The 16,667-nt window shown below is 35.7% G+C and carries 16 protein-coding genes and 1 riboswitch; of the genes, 1 reads left to right on the forward strand and 15 read right to left on the reverse strand.

Annotated elements, in window-relative coordinates; genetic code table 11:
• Positions 1–21: 21 nt before the first annotated feature.
• The 6 genes from ACQKP0_RS02925 to ACQKP0_RS02950 all read right to left on the reverse strand — a co-directional run bounded on the left by ACQKP0_RS02925 (position 22) and on the right by ACQKP0_RS02950 (position 6,291).
• Positions 22–999, reverse strand: coding sequence for an LCP family protein (locus ACQKP0_RS02925; protein WP_427404306.1), 978 nt, complete (start codon positions 997–999; stop codon positions 22–24).
• A gap of 207 nt (positions 1,000–1,206) precedes the next feature.
• Positions 1,207–2,403 (reverse strand): M20 family metallopeptidase, encoded by a 1,197-nt coding sequence (locus tag ACQKP0_RS02930; protein WP_427404307.1) that lies wholly within the window; start codon positions 2,401–2,403, stop codon positions 1,207–1,209.
• Between the two features lie 91 nt (positions 2,404–2,494).
• Complete coding sequence (locus tag ACQKP0_RS02935) at positions 2,495–3,343, reverse strand: MetQ/NlpA family ABC transporter substrate-binding protein (RefSeq protein WP_427404308.1); 849 nt, start codon at positions 3,341–3,343, stop codon at positions 2,495–2,497.
• A gap of 46 nt (positions 3,344–3,389) precedes the next feature.
• Positions 3,390–4,052, reverse strand: a complete 663-nt coding sequence (locus tag ACQKP0_RS02940; protein ID WP_427404309.1) for a methionine ABC transporter permease — start codon at positions 4,050–4,052, stop codon at positions 3,390–3,392.
• Positions 4,042–5,067 (reverse strand): methionine ABC transporter ATP-binding protein, encoded by a 1,026-nt coding sequence (locus tag ACQKP0_RS02945; RefSeq protein WP_427404310.1) that lies wholly within the window; start codon positions 5,065–5,067, stop codon positions 4,042–4,044. The genes ACQKP0_RS02940 and ACQKP0_RS02945 overlap by 11 nt, the downstream gene beginning before the upstream one ends.
• Positions 5,068–5,363: 296 nt before the next feature.
• Positions 5,364–5,481: riboswitch (SAM riboswitch) on the reverse strand.
• A 477-nt stretch (positions 5,482–5,958) separates the two neighbouring features.
• The gene (locus tag ACQKP0_RS02950) at positions 5,959–6,291 is read right to left on the reverse strand and encodes a L,D-transpeptidase (protein WP_427404311.1); all 333 of its coding nucleotides are present in this window, start codon (positions 6,289–6,291) and stop codon (positions 5,959–5,961) included.
• A 128-nt stretch (positions 6,292–6,419) separates the two neighbouring features.
• Between ACQKP0_RS02950 and ACQKP0_RS02955 the strand changes: the two genes are divergently transcribed.
• Positions 6,420–6,887: a hypothetical protein gene (locus ACQKP0_RS02955; protein WP_427404312.1), complete on the forward strand. Its 468-nt coding sequence runs from the start codon at positions 6,420–6,422 to the stop codon at positions 6,885–6,887.
• A 57-nt stretch (positions 6,888–6,944) separates the two neighbouring features.
• Here ACQKP0_RS02955 and ACQKP0_RS02960 read toward each other — a convergent pair whose 3' ends face one another.
• The 9 genes from ACQKP0_RS02960 to ACQKP0_RS03000 all read right to left on the reverse strand — a co-directional run bounded on the left by ACQKP0_RS02960 (position 6,945) and on the right by ACQKP0_RS03000 (position 16,563).
• The gene (locus ACQKP0_RS02960; RefSeq protein WP_427404313.1) at positions 6,945–8,159 is read right to left on the reverse strand and encodes an MFS transporter; all 1,215 of its coding nucleotides are present in this window, start codon (positions 8,157–8,159) and stop codon (positions 6,945–6,947) included.
• Between the two features lie 5 nt (positions 8,160–8,164).
• Entirely contained in the window at positions 8,165–9,196 is a 1,032-nt protein-coding gene (locus ACQKP0_RS02965; protein ID WP_427404314.1) for an ArsR/SmtB family transcription factor, read from the reverse strand.
• Positions 9,197–9,462: 266 nt separating this feature from the next.
• Entirely contained in the window at positions 9,463–10,131 is a 669-nt protein-coding gene (locus ACQKP0_RS02970; protein WP_427404315.1) for a diphthine--ammonia ligase, read from the reverse strand.
• A gap of 235 nt (positions 10,132–10,366) precedes the next feature.
• Positions 10,367–11,470 carry a GerAB/ArcD/ProY family transporter gene (locus ACQKP0_RS02975; RefSeq protein ID WP_427404316.1) on the reverse strand — a complete coding sequence of 368 codons (1,104 nt, stop codon included), beginning with the start codon at positions 11,468–11,470 and terminating at the stop codon, positions 10,367–10,369.
• Between the two features lie 96 nt (positions 11,471–11,566).
• Positions 11,567–11,788: a hypothetical protein gene (locus tag ACQKP0_RS02980; RefSeq protein WP_427404317.1), complete on the reverse strand. Its 222-nt coding sequence runs from the start codon at positions 11,786–11,788 to the stop codon at positions 11,567–11,569.
• 22 nt (positions 11,789–11,810) lie between these two features.
• Positions 11,811–12,953: a Ger(x)C family spore germination protein gene (locus ACQKP0_RS02985; RefSeq protein WP_427404318.1), complete on the reverse strand. Its 1,143-nt coding sequence runs from the start codon at positions 12,951–12,953 to the stop codon at positions 11,811–11,813.
• 19 nt (positions 12,954–12,972) lie between these two features.
• Positions 12,973–14,508, reverse strand: coding sequence for a spore germination protein (locus ACQKP0_RS02990; protein ID WP_427404319.1), 1,536 nt, complete (start codon positions 14,506–14,508; stop codon positions 12,973–12,975).
• Positions 14,509–14,768: 260 nt separating this feature from the next.
• Positions 14,769–15,884, reverse strand: coding sequence for a sensor histidine kinase (locus tag ACQKP0_RS02995; RefSeq protein WP_427404320.1), 1,116 nt, complete (start codon positions 15,882–15,884; stop codon positions 14,769–14,771).
• On the reverse strand, positions 15,874–16,563 hold the full coding sequence (locus ACQKP0_RS03000; protein WP_427404321.1) for a response regulator transcription factor: 690 nt from the start codon (positions 16,561–16,563) through the stop codon (positions 15,874–15,876). The genes ACQKP0_RS02995 and ACQKP0_RS03000 overlap by 11 nt, the downstream gene beginning before the upstream one ends.
• Positions 16,564–16,667: the final 104 nt, after the last annotated feature.

The raw sequence follows: 16,667 nt of genomic DNA on the forward strand, positions 1-16,667 counted from the left end.
TGGTCTTTTTCTTTAGCTTCATTACGGATTCGATTGTGAATCGGTTGTATTCGCCTCTTCAGTATTATCACCGTTTAAAAAGGCATCGATCGCTTGTCTATTTTTTTCCTGATCAATTTCTAATACCGCACCTGCGTAGTCTGAACGCCCTTCGGTAAAGGCACCCTTCACAGGTACTGTTAAAGTTTCAATTTTTTTCGGTTGATTTAGTAATACCTTTGTTAATAAGGCAATACTATCTGTCGTACTAATATTCGTTTGAATAAATGGTTGAATCGTTCCAACTAGCTTAGGTGCTTTTGTAATTCCATTCACACTAAGAATTTCACTTTTCAAAGCATTGATAACTTTTTGCTGACGAGCTACACGCCCAAAATCACCTTCAGCATCATGTCTGAACCTAGCATAGCCAAGCAGCTCTTTTCCATTTAACTTTTGTAATCCCGGTTCTAATGTTACACCAATATTTTTGGACATTTTTTTCTCAACATCAATTTCAATTCCATCTGGTGCAAGTGTATCAACAATTTTTTCAAATCCTTTAAAATCTACCTGAACATAGTATTGGACATCCAGACCAAAGGTTTGTTGAATCGTTTGTCGAAGCAGCTCCGGTCCACCTAAAAAGAATGCCGTATTGATTTTCCACTTTTTATAACCTGGAACATCCACAAACATATCACGCATTAACGATATTAATTTTACATCTCCACTTTTAGGATCGTATTGTGCGACCATAATTGTATCTGTATGTGATTTTGTTTCATTTTTTCGCTTATCGACCCCAAGCAATAGAAAGTTTATTCTTCCTTTTTCATCTTTTTTTCCATTAAACTCAATATTCTCTTGTTTTACCATCCCTTTACCTGCTTGTTTCTTACCTTGATAGTATTGAGAATATGCATAGCCTCCTACAGCTAAAATTAATATTAAAAAGACAAAAAGGAAGATTCTTCCTTTTCTCACTTTTCTTTTTTTCTTACTATATCTTGAATTCATAAAATCCCTCAATTTTCGATTATTTAAGTTGTAAAAACTTGTATTTACTTTTTATATTATCTTAGAAAAAGCGAAATTTGTCATCTAAAAATATGATATTTGCTAAATTTGGATGAAAAATGTCGAAGAAAGGAATATGCGGAATGAAAAGGAAACCGCAAAAAAGAGGTGGTTTTCATTTTCACCACCTCTTCCATCTATCATTCTTTAATTTTTTATTCCCGCCTCAAAATCAGCACGGACTTTTTCAAGCAAATCAGGTTCCGTTAAAATACGATATCCTGTGAACGCCAATGCTTTCGCTCCTGTTATTAATGCTTTTTCACCTAGAGGAGAACCGGCGCATTCGCGGAATTCATTTGTATGACCGATTAAATCATCTGGTCCAATTTTGATGCAAGGATGTGCTGTAGGGACGACATGACTAACATTTCCAGCATCTGAAGATCCTACTCCTTTTCCTGTTTCTGTGATAACTTTCTCTCCCAAAAGCTCTAACTCTTTACCTACTATTTCATCAAGAGAATCATTGATAACGAAATCATGTACTTCGTTTTGGAATCGTTCCACCTTCACAGTACTTCCTGTAGCAAGCGCAGCACCTTCAGCGATTTTACGCACCTTTTGTGATACTTCTTCAGCACGCTTCCACGTATTTGCACGAATAAAAAACCTAGCTGATGCGTATTCAGGAATAATATTTGGAGCATCACCACCATGAGTAATGATGCCGTGTATTCTCACATCTGTCGGTAATTGCTGGCGTAGCGCATTTATACCATTAAATAATTGAATCACTGCGTCTAAAGCATTGACCCCCTTTTCAGGTGAGCCTGATGCATGTGCGGCTCTGCCATAAAAATGAAAATCGAGAGGATCGACAGCAAGGAAAGGAGTTGTTAAGCTCGTTTTCCCAGCCGGATGAATGATAAGTGCAATATCGATACCAGCTAGTAACCCATGTTTAACGAAGCTGCCTTTTGCACTGCCATTTGGTCCTCCTTCTTCTGCAGGGGTACCAAATACCACTACTTCACCACCAGTTTCCTCTACTACCTCGGCTAAGGCAATACCTGCTGCCACACTGGTTGTACCAATAATATTATGACCACATGCATGACCTAAACCCGGTAATGCATCGTACTCCGCTAGAAGGGCAACTTTTGGACCATTTTTAGTAGAGGCCTTTCTCGCAACAAATCCAGTTTCATGACCAGCTACATTCCGGGTTACTTCGAAACCAGCATTTTCTAAGATTTCTGTTAAGGTCTTCGATGCAAAAAATTCTTGATTTCCGATTTCAGGATTTTCGTGAATCTTATGACTTGCTTCAATATAAAACTCCTTCGAATCCTCAATGCTCTTGATAATTACTTCTCTTAAGTTTTCCGTTTGCGTTGTCACCCTTGATCCTCTCCTTTTCTATTTTTATAACTATTCTTACATATTTACTTGGTTTTATTTGTTTTTAACCCTGCGAAAACAATCGATATGATTAATTAATAAAAGCTTGTAGATCTTTTATCGGTATATTTACAACGATTGATCCACCTTTTGTATCCTTTTTGATTGCATCCTCTACTTCTTTACTATGATAAATTTCTAGTATTTTCTTGTATGTTTCGTTGTCCTTTTCCTTTGTACGTGCCGCAATGATATTAATATAAGGTTTAACCGAATCGCTATTTGGATCTTCTAAGTAAATAGAATCCTTTGTAATATTGAAACCAGCTTGACCAGCTACCCCATTATTGATAACCGAAGCTGCAACATCTTTTAATACACGTGGGGTCTGCTGTGCGACAACTGGTGTAATTTTTAATTTCTTAGGATTATCTACGATTCCACTTGGATCACCAAATAGACCGAAATCATCTTTCAATTTGATTAAACCTGACGATTGTAGTAATAGTAATGCACGTGCCTGGTTAGATGGATCATTTGGGATAGCGATTTCCCCGCCATTTGGTATTTCTTCAGGCGATTTATATTTATCAGAAAAGATCCCCATTGGTGCAATTTGCGTTGTTCCAATCGGCGTAATATCCAATTTATGTTCTTTCTTAAATTGATTTAAGAACGCAATGTGTTGAAATGCATTTAAGTCAATATCTCCGTCAGCTAAAGCTTGGTTTGGAATAGTATAATCTGAAAACTCCTTTAATTTAATCGTAATTCCTTCTTTTTTCGCCTTTTCTTTAATAATATCCCACATTTGTCCGTCAGATCCTGTTACCCCGATAGTCACAACTTTGCTATCTTTTCCACCGGTTTCTTTGCCACAAGCTGCAAGAATAGAAATCAATAAAACCACAATAATACTAAATAAAAATGACTTTTTCATTCTCGTTTCCTCTTTTCCTATGATGTTTTATACTAATCTTCATAGATTATCTACGAAGGAAAATTCTCGCAAAATAGTTCCCAACAAACTGTGCAATTTGTACAAGAATAATTAATAATACAACCGTAACCACCATGACAGATGTATCAAAGCGCTGGTATCCGTAAGTCATTGCTAGATCACCAAGACCCCCTCCGCCTACTGTTCCTGCCATTGCTGAAAAGTCAATTAAACCAACTGTTATAAAGGTAATACCTAAAATTAATGGACCCATAGCTTCACGAATTAAGACGCCAAAGATGATTTGAAGCTTACTTGCTCCCATTGCCTTAGCCGCTTCAATAATCCCAGGATCAATTGATACGAGATTATTTTCTACTACCCTAGCAATTCCGAATGAAGCAGCAATGGTCATTGGAAAGATTGCAGCTCCTGTCCCAATCGTCGAACCCATCACTGCACGGGTAATCGGACTGATAGCTACTAGAAAAATAATAAAAGGAATCGGACGAATAATATTAATTAAAATATTTAATATCGTGAAAACTGGTTTATTCTCCAATATATTTCCTTTACGAGTGACAAATAAGAGTAAACCGATCACCGAACCAAGGATTGTGGCAAAAATAAGGGTAAAAATCACCATTGTCACTGTTTGTCCTGATGCCTGAACAACTCTTGGCCAAAATGTATTCCAATCAACCTGCATGATCGAAAACCTCCTTTACTTCAACATATTTCTGTAAATACCCAACAGCTTTGTTTACCTCATCATCTGCCCCCTGTAATTCGACAATTAAATTGCCAATTAATACTTCCTGAATATCACTTATATTGCCGTACAAAATATTGACATCTACCTCATAGCTTTTAGCAATAGTAGAAAGCAGAGGTTTACTCGTTTCTTCTCCTGTAAAAATCAAACGATATAGACGACTAGATTGATTCGATCGCAGCTTTTCAAATACATTAGGCGAAATTTTGTCATTTAAAACGGAGCTAATAAAATTCTGTGTCGTTTGTGTTTTTGGCTTTGTAAAAATATCAAATACAGTTCCTTCTTCAATCACTCTGCCATTCTCCATAACAGCGACACGGTCACAAATATTTCGAATAACCTGCATCTCATGAGTAATTAATAGAATGGTAACATTGTATTCTTCATTAACCTTTTTTAATAGATTTAAAATATCACCGGTTGTTTCAGGATCTAAAGCAGATGTTGCTTCGTCACAGATTAGAATATCCGGAGAAGTAGCAAGCGCTCTTGCGATGCCGACCCTTTGTTTTTGTCCACCGGATAGCTGCTCTGGATAATAATTTGCTTTGTCAGCTAGCCCGACAAATTGAAGAAGCTCTGTCACCCTGCGTTTTATTTCCTGCTTTGGAACCTTTGCTAGCTTTAACGGATAAGCAACATTTCCAAACACTGTTCGAGAATTGAATAGATTAAAGGTTTGGAAAATCATCCCGATTCTTTGCCTCATTTTTCGAAGATCCTTCTCTGATAAAGAAAGATTTACTTGATCATTTACAATCACTTTTCCCGATGTCGGCCTTTCTAGTAGATTCACGAGTCTAAGCAAAGTACTCTTTCCGGCACCACTAAAGCCGATGACTCCAAAGATTTCACCCTTTTCAATCGACAGGGAAACATCCTGCACAGCAGCTACATCTCTCCCTTTTGATTGAAAAACTTTGCTAACACCTTCAAATTTAATCATGCTGCTTGGCCCTCCTCTTTCTAAAACACAACTGTTTTCGTAAAGATTGTTGCTTTTCGTAAATAGCTCCAATTCTTAATCAAATTGACTTCGTGCTCTTTTCTTCATCCCATACTTTTTGTATAAGTGCAAAAACAACCGTAAAAATCCTACTAGATATTTACTGCGTAAAATCTCTGCCGATTTTTACTTCGCTACAAATAGCAACAAAGTATTAGAAAAGAGCTTAAAACACAAAAAACCCTTCTTCTTATCCGCACACAGATAAGAAGAAGGGTTCGTAATAACCATTCTACTTCTTATCTTTCGAATCAGATACTGTACCGATTCGCAGGAATTAGCACGGTATTTGCAAAATGCAAACCCGTTGCCGAGGCTTCAAAGGGCCAGTCCCTCCACCTCTCTGGATAAGTAATAGTCAATTTATTTAGTTTTTCGATTTAATATGTTCAATATTATTTCGAAATTAAAAATAAGTCAATACATTTTTTTATTTTTTATTTTGGCTCTTTTCGTATAAATTGTTGTTTTTAGACTATAAACTTAGTCCGTTGATTTCCGCTCCAGACACTTGCTTTCCGCGGGGAGGGATGGGAGCCTCCTCGGCGTTACCGCCTGCGGGGTCTCCCACTTCCCTCTTTTTCCCGCAGGAGTCAAGTGTCCTCCGCTACAATCAACTCAGATTGTTAATAAAATATCACTAAAAAAGCAACAACCTTTACGAAAACAGCCTTTATTTTTAACAATCTTGTATTTTTTGAAAGACCTGTAGGATATACGGTTTACTACGTATAGATAATTCTTCACCCATAGCTACAGATGATTTTATCAACATAATCATCAACATATACGTTATTTTAAAATAATTAATTTCTACCCCGATATCTTAAACTACCTAATTTTCACTATCGTCCCAATTGGTACTATTTTGGAAAGAGCAAGTACATCTTGGTTGTACATTCGGATACAACCATGTGAAACAATTTTGCCGATTGAGGCAGGATTATTTGTTCCGTGTATCCCATAATGCGGCCTTGAAAGTCCCATCCACATGACACCAAAAGGACCGCCGGGATTAGGCTGTTTGTTAATTATTCTATATGACCCTTTAGGTGTAGGTGTTAACATTTTCCCAACCCCTATCGGATAACTTCTAACAATTTTCCCATCCTTCAAAAGTGTTAATTGACGTTTAGATGTTGAAACACGAATCTCATAAGGCATAACAGGCACCTCCTGCAATATTTTATGAAAACAGAAGGTGATTGATCACTGATCATTTAGGTTCAATATAGAAATGCAATGCCTGACTTTGATAAAATAGATAGTAACCTTATACGAGGAGAATGATAATGGACCAAATAGAGACGTTAAAATTGGAATTATCTAGGTTGAAAGAAACAAACGTAAAATTATATCAAAATAACATCGAGCCTACGATTAAGAAAAAAGTTCAAGAGTTCCTTCAAACTTTTGAAGATTATTTTAGAGAAAGAGGCTTTGTTGTTAAGAAAAAGGATCATTCTGTAAAGGCTGCTTATAGTTCACTAGAGTTTGAAGCTTTTTCAAATGATGGAGATGATATTTTTATCATGAAAGAGAGAGAGCAAATTGCTTCAATTTCTGTTAAACATAAACGCCCTAACCAATTAGCTGCCTATACTTTTGAAAATGCATTAGAACAGCTTAAATGGGAAATAGACAAAGAAAAATCTTTAACTACTTACCTTGAAAATCCTGTTTTTTATTACACAGGAAGTGATTTTGGCCGTCAATATGAGAGCCCTGAAACCGTTCTTGATAGTATATTTCATGTATAAAAAGCACCGATTATGGTGCTTTTATTTTTGAATGTATGGTTATTTTACCACCAGATATTATAGAGTAATTTTTTCATCGACGATCTTTTGAGAGATCATCACCATGTAGAACAAACCTATCCCAGAGACAATACAAATAATCACTCCAACAGACATGAACAAGAATGGCAAGCTGAAAGTAGATGCACAAAAGGTTCCATACAAAATCCCTAAAGGCGTCGCGGCTTTTGTTAGCAGAAAACGTACGGATAGAACCTGTCCTAAAATTGTTTCCGGAACCAATCGTTGATACAAGGTTGTACTGTATACATTCCAAAACGGCATGGAAATACCTGCAATCGTTTCAATGAATAATGCAACTGCGATTGTTTTAGTTAAGCCTAAAATAATGTAAGTACAGCCGCCAATAAATAATGCTAAAACCATTACTGCATATAAATACTTTCTTGGTTCTCTTAACCTTCCTACTATAAATGTCCCAATGATATAGCCAAATGGAAAAGCAGCAGCAAATAGACTGTATTCAAAAGAGGAGCCGCCTAATACTTCGCTTACATACGGGATATACATTGCCTGTGTAGCATAAACTCCAAAACTCGTAGTTACAACAAATAATGCTAAGCTTAACAACATCTTATGTTGTCTAAAAATATGAATGCCTGCTTTAAACTGACTCATCCATGTATGATTGCTAGAGACTCTGCTTACCGATTCACTGATAAAAGGTAGGATGCAAAGTGAAGAAATAAACAATAAAACAATGAGAACGAGTCCCCTCCCCGCTCCTAGATTTTCGGTTAGAAAACCTGCGATCGGTAAAGAAATGAATCGTACGAGCTGGACAAATCCAGATATTTTCGCATTTATTTTTACGAGATTTTCACTTGCTGCTAACTTTGGAATTAATGCACTTGCTGCTGAATCGTAAACCACAACAGAACTAATAAACGAAACAGCATATAATATCCCTACGTTGATATGACCACTAGTCCATAATATGAAAGCTATTAAGTATGCTAGAAATCGCAAGCCTTCGGAAAGCTTCATCATCGTCGTTCGTTTCCACCGATCAATGAAGGGGCCAGCAAACAATTGCACAATGAGCTGACCAAAAATACTAACAAACCAAAGTCCTCCCATGGCCATTTTTGAACCTGTCAATTCATAGACAAGCCAAGAAATACAAAACGTTCCATATGTACTCGCAAAGGTAGAAATCATTTGGTCAATAAACAGTAGGGTTACATTCTTTTTTTCAGCACTTTTTTTCAAGAGCCTCACCCTCTTCTTAAATAGTCCATTAATTGAGGCTCCAGTAAACTTAAAGAATGATGAAGTAATGAATAGGTTGATTCTTTTACTTTAACAACATGTGCAGACCGCAAAATGGCTAAATGATGATGTATGGTAGTCTTCCCTATCCCTAAAATATCCGTTAATTCTTTTAATGATCGATCCTTCTCAAATAATAATTTGACAATCCTTAATCGTTTTTCATCACCTAATGCTTTGTATAATAAAGCTAATGAAGAAACATCGTCTTGATCGGTTAAACTGGTTTCACTAATAGGGTAGTACAACACTTTTGTTTCTGATAAATGGGCTTGGATCGTCCAAGGCCGGTAAACATAATGTGGGATAAGGAGAACTTTAGATATATTTGCCTCTGGCTTGTATTCCTCTCCTGTCGCCCATTGTACTACTTCCTCTGGAGCTGCCTTTTCCAACATTTTCAACTTCCCATGATAATCTCTTTTTAGCATACCTATAGTCTCATCTTCGTCTTTCTTTACTACTTCGTTATACCATCCACTCATCACCTCGATTAAATGGATCCTTAGCTCGGACATATCTACTTCGGAAAGAAAATGAATCATTTGTGGAAAAAACAAATGCTGTTTACATGCCAATATCATTCGATTAAATGCATCAGTATCACCTTGTGAGGCTAAATGACGATTATATTCCTGTGATTCTTCTAAAAAAGGGAGCGAAAAATATTTGAGCTGCTGATCAGTTAAGTCTGAAATATAACTGATAAAACTCATAAGAGAGTGGAAATCCTGTGTATGTAGTAACTGAAGAAGTATTTTCCAAGTATTATGTTCCTGACAATATTGTAATTCTGATTCTAGGCTGTCTGGTAGATGGCTCCGAAGATGATCCCAATAATAACCGGGTTTATCCAATTTGTCTTTAAGCTTTGGATAAGTAATCATAGCTATGCCTAAAGCACATTCATACAAAATCGAATATTTTACTTCAACCTCATAGCTTGTCCGTTTGAATGACATATCTATTACATTCAAATCATATCAACTCCTTTTCTACTTTTATTTTAAAGGTTTCGAATTATTTGTTCAACTTTTTTTGAATTTATAATTCTGTATTTTTCGAACAAAATAAAAAAGACCAATTCTAAATTGATAGAATCAGTCTCAACCAAGATACTATTTTTACTAAAAGGCTCTGTTTAACAAAATTATTTTTTCTAAACAACCAGCGGTGTACGCGTTCAGCAAGTTATACATTCGTATAAAAAAGCTGACCGCATACACCGCTGGAACGAACATTATCAGTGCCTTTGAAAAACTTCTAATCTAGCAGAGTATTCCTGATTGATTATTTTACCTGTAGAAAATTCAACTTTTTCACGAAACAATGGGCCGTCAAACACAAACGTATGATATTCCCCTGATTCACCCATAGGACAAACATCATAAGTTTGGATTTCATTCCAAAATTCATGATCCAGTGTTTTTCCAAGCCATGAATCTGGCAGCTTCCCGTGCTGAACTCTTATTACGATCGCTTGATAACCTGTATCTATAAAAGTAGAAAGGGTTTGAAGTGAATCTGATTGTTTCATCCATAAAGGGTAAATAGCCTCTATACCTGTCTCATTTGCTAATTTTTCTCCCCATTCTCGGTGCTCATCTAAATACAAATCACCGAATGCAATCCCATCCAATTGATACTTTTCCTTAAGCATTAGGAGCTTTTTACGAAAATCCTCTGTATAGCTTTTAAAGCCGCAATCTATGATGTGAACTGGGATTCCTAATGCTTTTCCTTGTGCTAATATCAATTCAATCTTTTCTCCATGCGCAAAAGTTAATCCTGTTTCTTTTGGGGCAGTAGTCACTAAGCAAACTACTTCTGCCCCTTGATCAATTAATTTATGTAAAGCAAAACAGCTATCCTTTCCCCCGCTCCATGAAAGAGCCAAACGTTTTCGTTCCATCGACACATCTCCTTTATTTTTAAGGCTCTTTTCTTAAACTTTGTTGCTTTTCAATCGAAAATCTTTATTACAAAGTAGCAAATCATTTAGCAAGAAGCACTTTTCTAAGAAAAGATGCCCCGAAACCAAACTATACTAGGCTTTTATACATTATACGAAATAGCAACATTCTTACGAAAACAGCCATATTTAATGTATCTATTGTATCAAATTGTGTGTATGGAAATTTTTCGTTTTACACAGATGATTTACTTTTCTGCACTTTGTTTTTAACGGCATTGATTAGTAAAAGAAAAAACGGAATGGCAATAAAAAAAGTAAAAAAATAACTTGGTAAATAATATAATAAGAAATCGGATAATTGCTGGAAGCTTTTTGAAACCCAAAAACTAATGACCATCTGCAAAAATCCTAAAGGAAAAATTAAAACCCTTTCGTCCGTTAATTTCAGCCACTCGGAGGCGGCTTTTGTGACTATAAAAAAAAGGACAGTAATCTTAACAAATGTGCCTAATATCCAGATAGCTAAAAGCCCCACTTCTACATGTTCAAAGAAATCTCCCAAACTTATGTAGCGTACCGCTGTCAGTAATGGATTTAATGCATAAAAGGAGAAACGTCCTAAATCTAAAAGGACAACAAGATTAACAGCAAATAATGTAAACATAATACCAACAGCTGTATAAAATCCCCATTTTAATCCATTCGATTCTTTTTTTAAATAAGGAAGCAAAAAGGAAATTAAGAACAACTCACTAAACCATGAAGAAAGCACATAGGATCCTTTTAAAGATGGAACAATACCATTTTCCATAATTGGTAGTATATTTTTCGGATCCATATAAATTAATAATATGAGAAGAAAGAAAAAAAGTGGAATAACGAAAAAAGGAAGTAACATTTGACCTAATCTGCCAATCACCTCTAATCCTCCATGAACAGCATAGGCACTAAAAAGAAGAAAAATCCCCGTTACTACCATCATTGGTGTTTGATTAAGAAAAGTCCCTCCGACGAAATCAGAATATTCCCTTATTACAATTCCATTAAAGTGAAGAAAGAATAATAAATAAAAAAAGCCAATAACTTTACCCAATAATTTCCCAACAATATCCTCAGAATACTGTATGAATGTTTTATCTGGAAAGCTTTTATGTAATTTGAAAGCAATCCAAACGGCAATAAACCCAATAGTAGATGCCAATATTGCTGAGATCCAAGAATCTTGTTTTGCTATTTGACCTGTTAGTAAAGGTAAATTAATAATACCTGTAGCAATAACCGTTGGATACATAATGGCTCCCATTTGAGATGCTGATATCCTTACTTTTTCAGACATGACTCGTTCACTCCCAGGGATTTTCGAACTAACTCAACAACCAACTTCGCTTTTTTCTTCAGTTATATAGTGTTTTAAATTATAAAAGGAAAAACATTATTTCTTTACCAATATCATTGGATATAATTTTTTCACTAACTGAGTAGGACCAGGTAAATCAGGCTTAACAACAAGGAGGACTGCAAGACCTAAACTAATCATAGTAAAGATTAGGTAGGCCCATTTTTCCTTTTTCTGTTTTTGTTTTAAAAATGAAAATTGTATTACTGTGAAAAACAAAACAAATACAATGAGCCCTACAATTTTTGCATAAACCATTAGCCAGTCACTCCCTTATAAACTATTCAGATGGGATTGTTAGGAGGCCAGGTCCCGTAATATGTGCATCTACTTCTATATCCAATTGAACATTTTTGAAAACTTCGTCCCAGTGACCTTTTACTTTTTTCCACTCTTTCGGATATTTACGGTGAAAGGCATCTGCAAAACCAACAATATCTGCATTCAAATCTTTCTGTAATTTAGAATATGCCTTTTGGATTCGTTTACGTATATCAGCTTCCATCTCCTTTTCCACTATGTGGAGATTGCGTATATTCATTAAATCAAGTTTTGTCTCATTTTCGATAATTTCTCCCTCCGCCCTACTTTTCATAATTATTTTCCATTTCCCATCTTTTATAATAGGTATCAATTGAGTAGATGCTTGAAAAGGTGATAAAGTTATCGTTCCTTTTCCTAACGGATTTTTTACAACTACTTGGCTATCCCTTACCTCATTCTTTATCCACTTCACACCACGTGTTAATGAATCGTCTAAGGTTCCCACCATTTTTCCTTGTTTTAATACAGCCGTACCATGTATATATGGAATTGTTTCTTGGCTGTTATCATTTGGCTGTACGATATCAACATATGGAATAGCTGAGGAATGTGATGAACTCAGCTTCATTTCTACAAAATCCTTTAGTGTCACAGACATTAAAACCTTTAATTTTGATAATAAAAATAGAACCCTTCCAGACGTATCTTCCATTGATGGTATAACAGAAAGAGCCTGTTTTGCCTCTCCATTACTAATAAATAACATCGCATGTTCACGAGTTTGTGGAGCTCTTATGATAAAATCAATGGCATCTTTTACTCCATATTTAGCCATTCGTTCCCCAAAAATAAAAACTTTACAATGTCCCCAAAAGATTTTTCGGGATATCTGTTCCTGAAGTTTTGATGCAGCATCAGCAACAGTCAATCCTTTCCCTGTTTTTATCAGACTAATATTTGAACTTCCTCCTCCTGCAGATTCCGCGCTGCTCTTTACTGATTTAGGATTTAATAATTGAAGAGTTAACTCGATTTCACCCTCATCCGTTAAATCAATCGCAGCACTTAACACGATAGCTAGATTATTTAGTTCCACTTTATTACCACAACCACTTAATAAAAATAAAATGAGAAAAGAAGATATAAAAAGTTTGTACATATACTCCTCCTTGTCCCACCTATTCGTTGGTTGGTGGTTTAGGCTTTTCAAAACTGGATTGCCGATACTTATTATATTTTCCGGTTAAGCGAGGACGTGTATTGAATTTCCAAAATGGTGCACGAACAACTGTATCCTTCAATTGATCTAAGTGTACAGGTGCTAATGTAGATAAATATGGAACACCAAAGGAGCGAAGTTTACAGAGATGAACTACAATTCCACACATACCAAGCATTATTCCAAGGATCCCTAATGTCCCAGCTAGAATCATGATTGGAAAGCGTAAAATACGAATAGCAAATCCTAAATTATACCGAGGTGTCATAAATGATGCGATCCCAGTTACAGATACAACAATGACCATTGCTGGTGATACAATCCCTGCTTGAACAGCAGCCTGCCCGATGACAAGTGCTCCGACAATACTAACGGCTGATCCAATTTGTTTCGGAAGTCTTAAACCTGCTTCTCTTAATGCCTCGAAAGTGATTTCCATCAGAATTGCTTCAACTAGTGATGGAAAAGGAACCATTTCTCTAGCTGATGCCATTGATATTAACAAAACCGTAGGCACCATTTCTTGATGAAACGTAACTAGGGCTACATATAAAGAAGGGAGCAACAAAGATATGAACAAAAACGGGAATCGAAGCCATCGAATCATCGTGCTAATAAAATATCGTTGATAATAATCCTCTGCCGATTGCAGAAAAGAGAATATCGTGGCAGGCATGATTAAAGAAAAAGGTGTACCGTCAACTAAGATTGCTGCTCTCCCTTCAAGTAAATTGGCAACAACTGTATCTGGTCTTTCCGTTGAAAGCAACTGCGGAAAAGGTGAATTCGGATTATCTTCAATTAATTCCTCGATATAGCTGCTTTCAAGTATTCCATCAATATCAATCCCTTGAATTCGCTGCTTAACTTCATTAATTAACTTGGAATTTGCCACCCCTTCAATATAGACAACAACGACTGTTGATTGAGTATATTTCCCAACAGTCATCTGCTGCATTTTTAATTGTGAACTACGAACTTTTCTACGTAATAAAGAAGTATTAACCGAAATAACTTCTGTAAATCCTTCACGCGGACCACGAATGACTGATTCACCGACAGGTTCCTCTACATTACGAATTTCCGGTTTCACAAGCCCTAACGATAAGGCTTCCTTTTCTCCATCTACTATTAACAATGGTTGACCCAAACTAATTGTTTGAATACAATCAGCATAGGTTTTATTCTTTTTTACTTCCGAGACAGAAATCATTGGATATTGATGATCCGTTATTCCCTTTGCTAATAATAGTGGTTTGATGACATTTTCATTGATTTCTTCTGTATCCGACAGCCCCTGTATATAAATGATTACAGCATTTTTCTGTTCATTCGTTTCAAAACAGTGAAAAACAACATCGAAACAATCTTTATAAGCATTTTGAAAAAATTGGAGATCCTCTGTGAATATCCCCTTTATTTGTTCTGTTTGTTCAGCACTGACTTCTTCCAACTGTTTCATCATCTTTTCTTGACGGCGTCGAAAAAGATTCATAAAAAAATTAGCCACCCAACATTTACATTATTTCTCTCATTTTACATATTTATATTGTGCATTAAATTTTTTACCATACATCATTTTCAAAAATAAAATCTCTTCAATTTATGAAAGATTTGTTAAACAATGTTGTTTCAAATAAAACCCTGTATGGTATGTGTTCAGCTAGTTTTACATCGTAAAGAAATCGCTTCACACATACCATACAGGTCATTTATCAACAATAACCATACAAATCCTCTTAAAAAAAAAATTGCCTATTCAATATAGGCAATTTGATTTAAAGGTAGTGTAATGGTAAAGTTCGTTTCGCATTCATTACTTGTCACTTCAATATAACCACCATGCTGGTCCACGATGCTTTTCGTAATGGCAAGACCCAGTCCTGAACCACCTGTGTCCAAGGAACGAGATTTCTCCACACGATAAAATCGGTCAAAAATATGCGGGAGGTCGACAGACGAAATAGGTTTTCCATAGTTTATTACTTCAACAACGGCAAACTCCTCTAGTCTTTTGGCCTTTATCAAAATTTTCTTCCCTTCCTTACCGTACTTCATCCCGTTTGATATTAAGTTTTCAAATATCCTCACCAGTTTATCCGCATCGGCTTTAATCATAATGTTGTCATCAGCTGTAACAATATTTGCTTCCATACCCGCCTCCTCAAGAAGCGGAATAAACTGAGCAGTTATTTGTGACAATAACTGAATTAAATCTATTTCCGTCTTTTCTAAGCGCAGTGAACCAAAATTTACTCGAGTATACTCAAATAAATCACTGACCATCCTTTCAAGATTGATGGCTTTCTCATAAGCAATATTTACGTAATAGCGAAGCTCTACCTCATCTTTATATCGATCCTCTTCAATTAAACGTAAATAACCCATAATAGATGTAAGAGGTGTACGTAAATCATGTGAAACATTAGTAATCAATTCATTTTTCGCTTGAACCGCTTGACGTTCTTCTTGTAAAGAATGATGCAATTTCTCGGAAATCCGATTAATGTTACTGGCCATTTCTCCTAATTCATTATTCGTATAAACAGGGACTTGGAAATCAAATTCTCCCTCGGATATTTTTTTCGTACCCATTAATACTTTATTAAAGTCCTTTCCCCATCCTCTACTTAGGATCAGCACAAATAATATGAATATGAGAAAAAAGATGAAGATCGCTAGATAAGTATAGCCAAATCTTTGATCGAAACGGTATAAGCTATATAAAAATCGATAAGGAATCACAGACATATTTTTCAAAATATATAAAATAACAAAAAGGATAGCTGACACGATGACAGATAAAACCAAACTGCTTACAATTAGCATTATAATCTTGATTTGTATTTGATTAACAAACCTATTCCTCAATCTTGTAACCTACCCCCCATACAGTTTTGATTAGCTTATATCCTAACTCCTTCTCCAATTTGTCACGGAGATGACTAATATGAACCATTACCGTATTATTTGAGGCAAAATATTTTTCCTCCCACACCCGCTCGAATATTTCCTCCGTGCTGAAAACCCGTCCGCGATTATTCGCAAGTAAATGTAAGATATCAAATTCCTTTGCTGTCAGCGAAATGGCTTGTCCGTTATTTAATACTTGATGTGAGGTACGATTTATTTCAAGTGAATGAATGCGGATGATTTCATTTTCATTTGGTTGTGACTCCAGCTTATATTGATAAGATCTTCTGAGTAGAGATTTTACTCTCGCAATTAACTCTAGCGGGTTAAATGGCTTGATCATATAATCATCTGCACCTGTCATTAGCCCAAACACCTTATCCATATCTTCACCTTTCGCACTCAGCATAATGATAGGCACTTGATTCTTCTCCCTAATTTTTCGACATAATTCTATTCCGTCCATTTCAGGCATCATGATATCCATAATTATTAAATTAACTTGCTCATTGTCCATCAATGATAGTGCTTCCACACCATTATTCGCTTTTAACACGTGAAAGCCATCATTTTGCAAATAGATAGTAATTAAGTTTACAATCTCCCTATCATCATCAACAACTAAAATGTTTTTCATATTATTTCTCCATTCATGCTAATAGATATATCCTTTATGAAAAATTCCTTATATAAAAGTCTACCAATTCTATTCAAAAATACAATTTTTTTCGAAGGGATTTA

The organism is Heyndrickxia sp. NPDC080065 (assembly GCF_050281185.1).
In the GTDB taxonomy this organism is placed as follows: domain Bacteria; phylum Bacillota; class Bacilli; order Bacillales; family Bacillaceae_C; genus Heyndrickxia.

Excerpts from the sequence above, each read along its gene's own strand:
- ACQKP0_RS02925 (WP_427404306.1), bottom strand. The coding sequence starts at position 999 with ATGAATTCAAGATATAGTAAGAAAAAAAGAAAAGTGAGAAAAGGAAGA.
- ACQKP0_RS02955 (WP_427404312.1), top strand. The coding sequence starts at position 6,420 with ATGGACCAAATAGAGACGTTAAAATTGGAATTATCTAGGTTGAAAGAA.
- ACQKP0_RS02945 (WP_427404310.1), bottom strand. The coding sequence starts at position 5,067 with ATGATTAAATTTGAAGGTGTTAGCAAAGTTTTTCAATCAAAAGGGAGA.
- ACQKP0_RS03000 (WP_427404321.1), bottom strand. The coding sequence starts at position 16,563 with ATGAAAAACATTTTAGTTGTTGATGATGATAGGGAGATTGTAAACTTA.
- ACQKP0_RS02935 (WP_427404308.1), bottom strand. The coding sequence starts at position 3,343 with ATGAAAAAGTCATTTTTATTTAGTATTATTGTGGTTTTATTGATTTCT.
- ACQKP0_RS02985 (WP_427404318.1), bottom strand. The coding sequence starts at position 12,953 with ATGTACAAACTTTTTATATCTTCTTTTCTCATTTTATTTTTATTAAGT.
- ACQKP0_RS02970 (WP_427404315.1), bottom strand. The coding sequence starts at position 10,131 with ATGGAACGAAAACGTTTGGCTCTTTCATGGAGCGGGGGAAAGGATAGC.
- ACQKP0_RS02980 (WP_427404317.1), bottom strand. The coding sequence starts at position 11,788 with ATGGTTTATGCAAAAATTGTAGGGCTCATTGTATTTGTTTTGTTTTTC.
- ACQKP0_RS02950 (WP_427404311.1), bottom strand. The coding sequence starts at position 6,291 with ATGCCTTATGAGATTCGTGTTTCAACATCTAAACGTCAATTAACACTT.
- ACQKP0_RS02940 (WP_427404309.1), bottom strand. The coding sequence starts at position 4,052 with ATGCAGGTTGATTGGAATACATTTTGGCCAAGAGTTGTTCAGGCATCA.
- ACQKP0_RS02975 (WP_427404316.1), bottom strand. The coding sequence starts at position 11,470 with ATGTCTGAAAAAGTAAGGATATCAGCATCTCAAATGGGAGCCATTATG.
- ACQKP0_RS02990 (WP_427404319.1), bottom strand. The coding sequence starts at position 14,508 with ATGAATCTTTTTCGACGCCGTCAAGAAAAGATGATGAAACAGTTGGAA.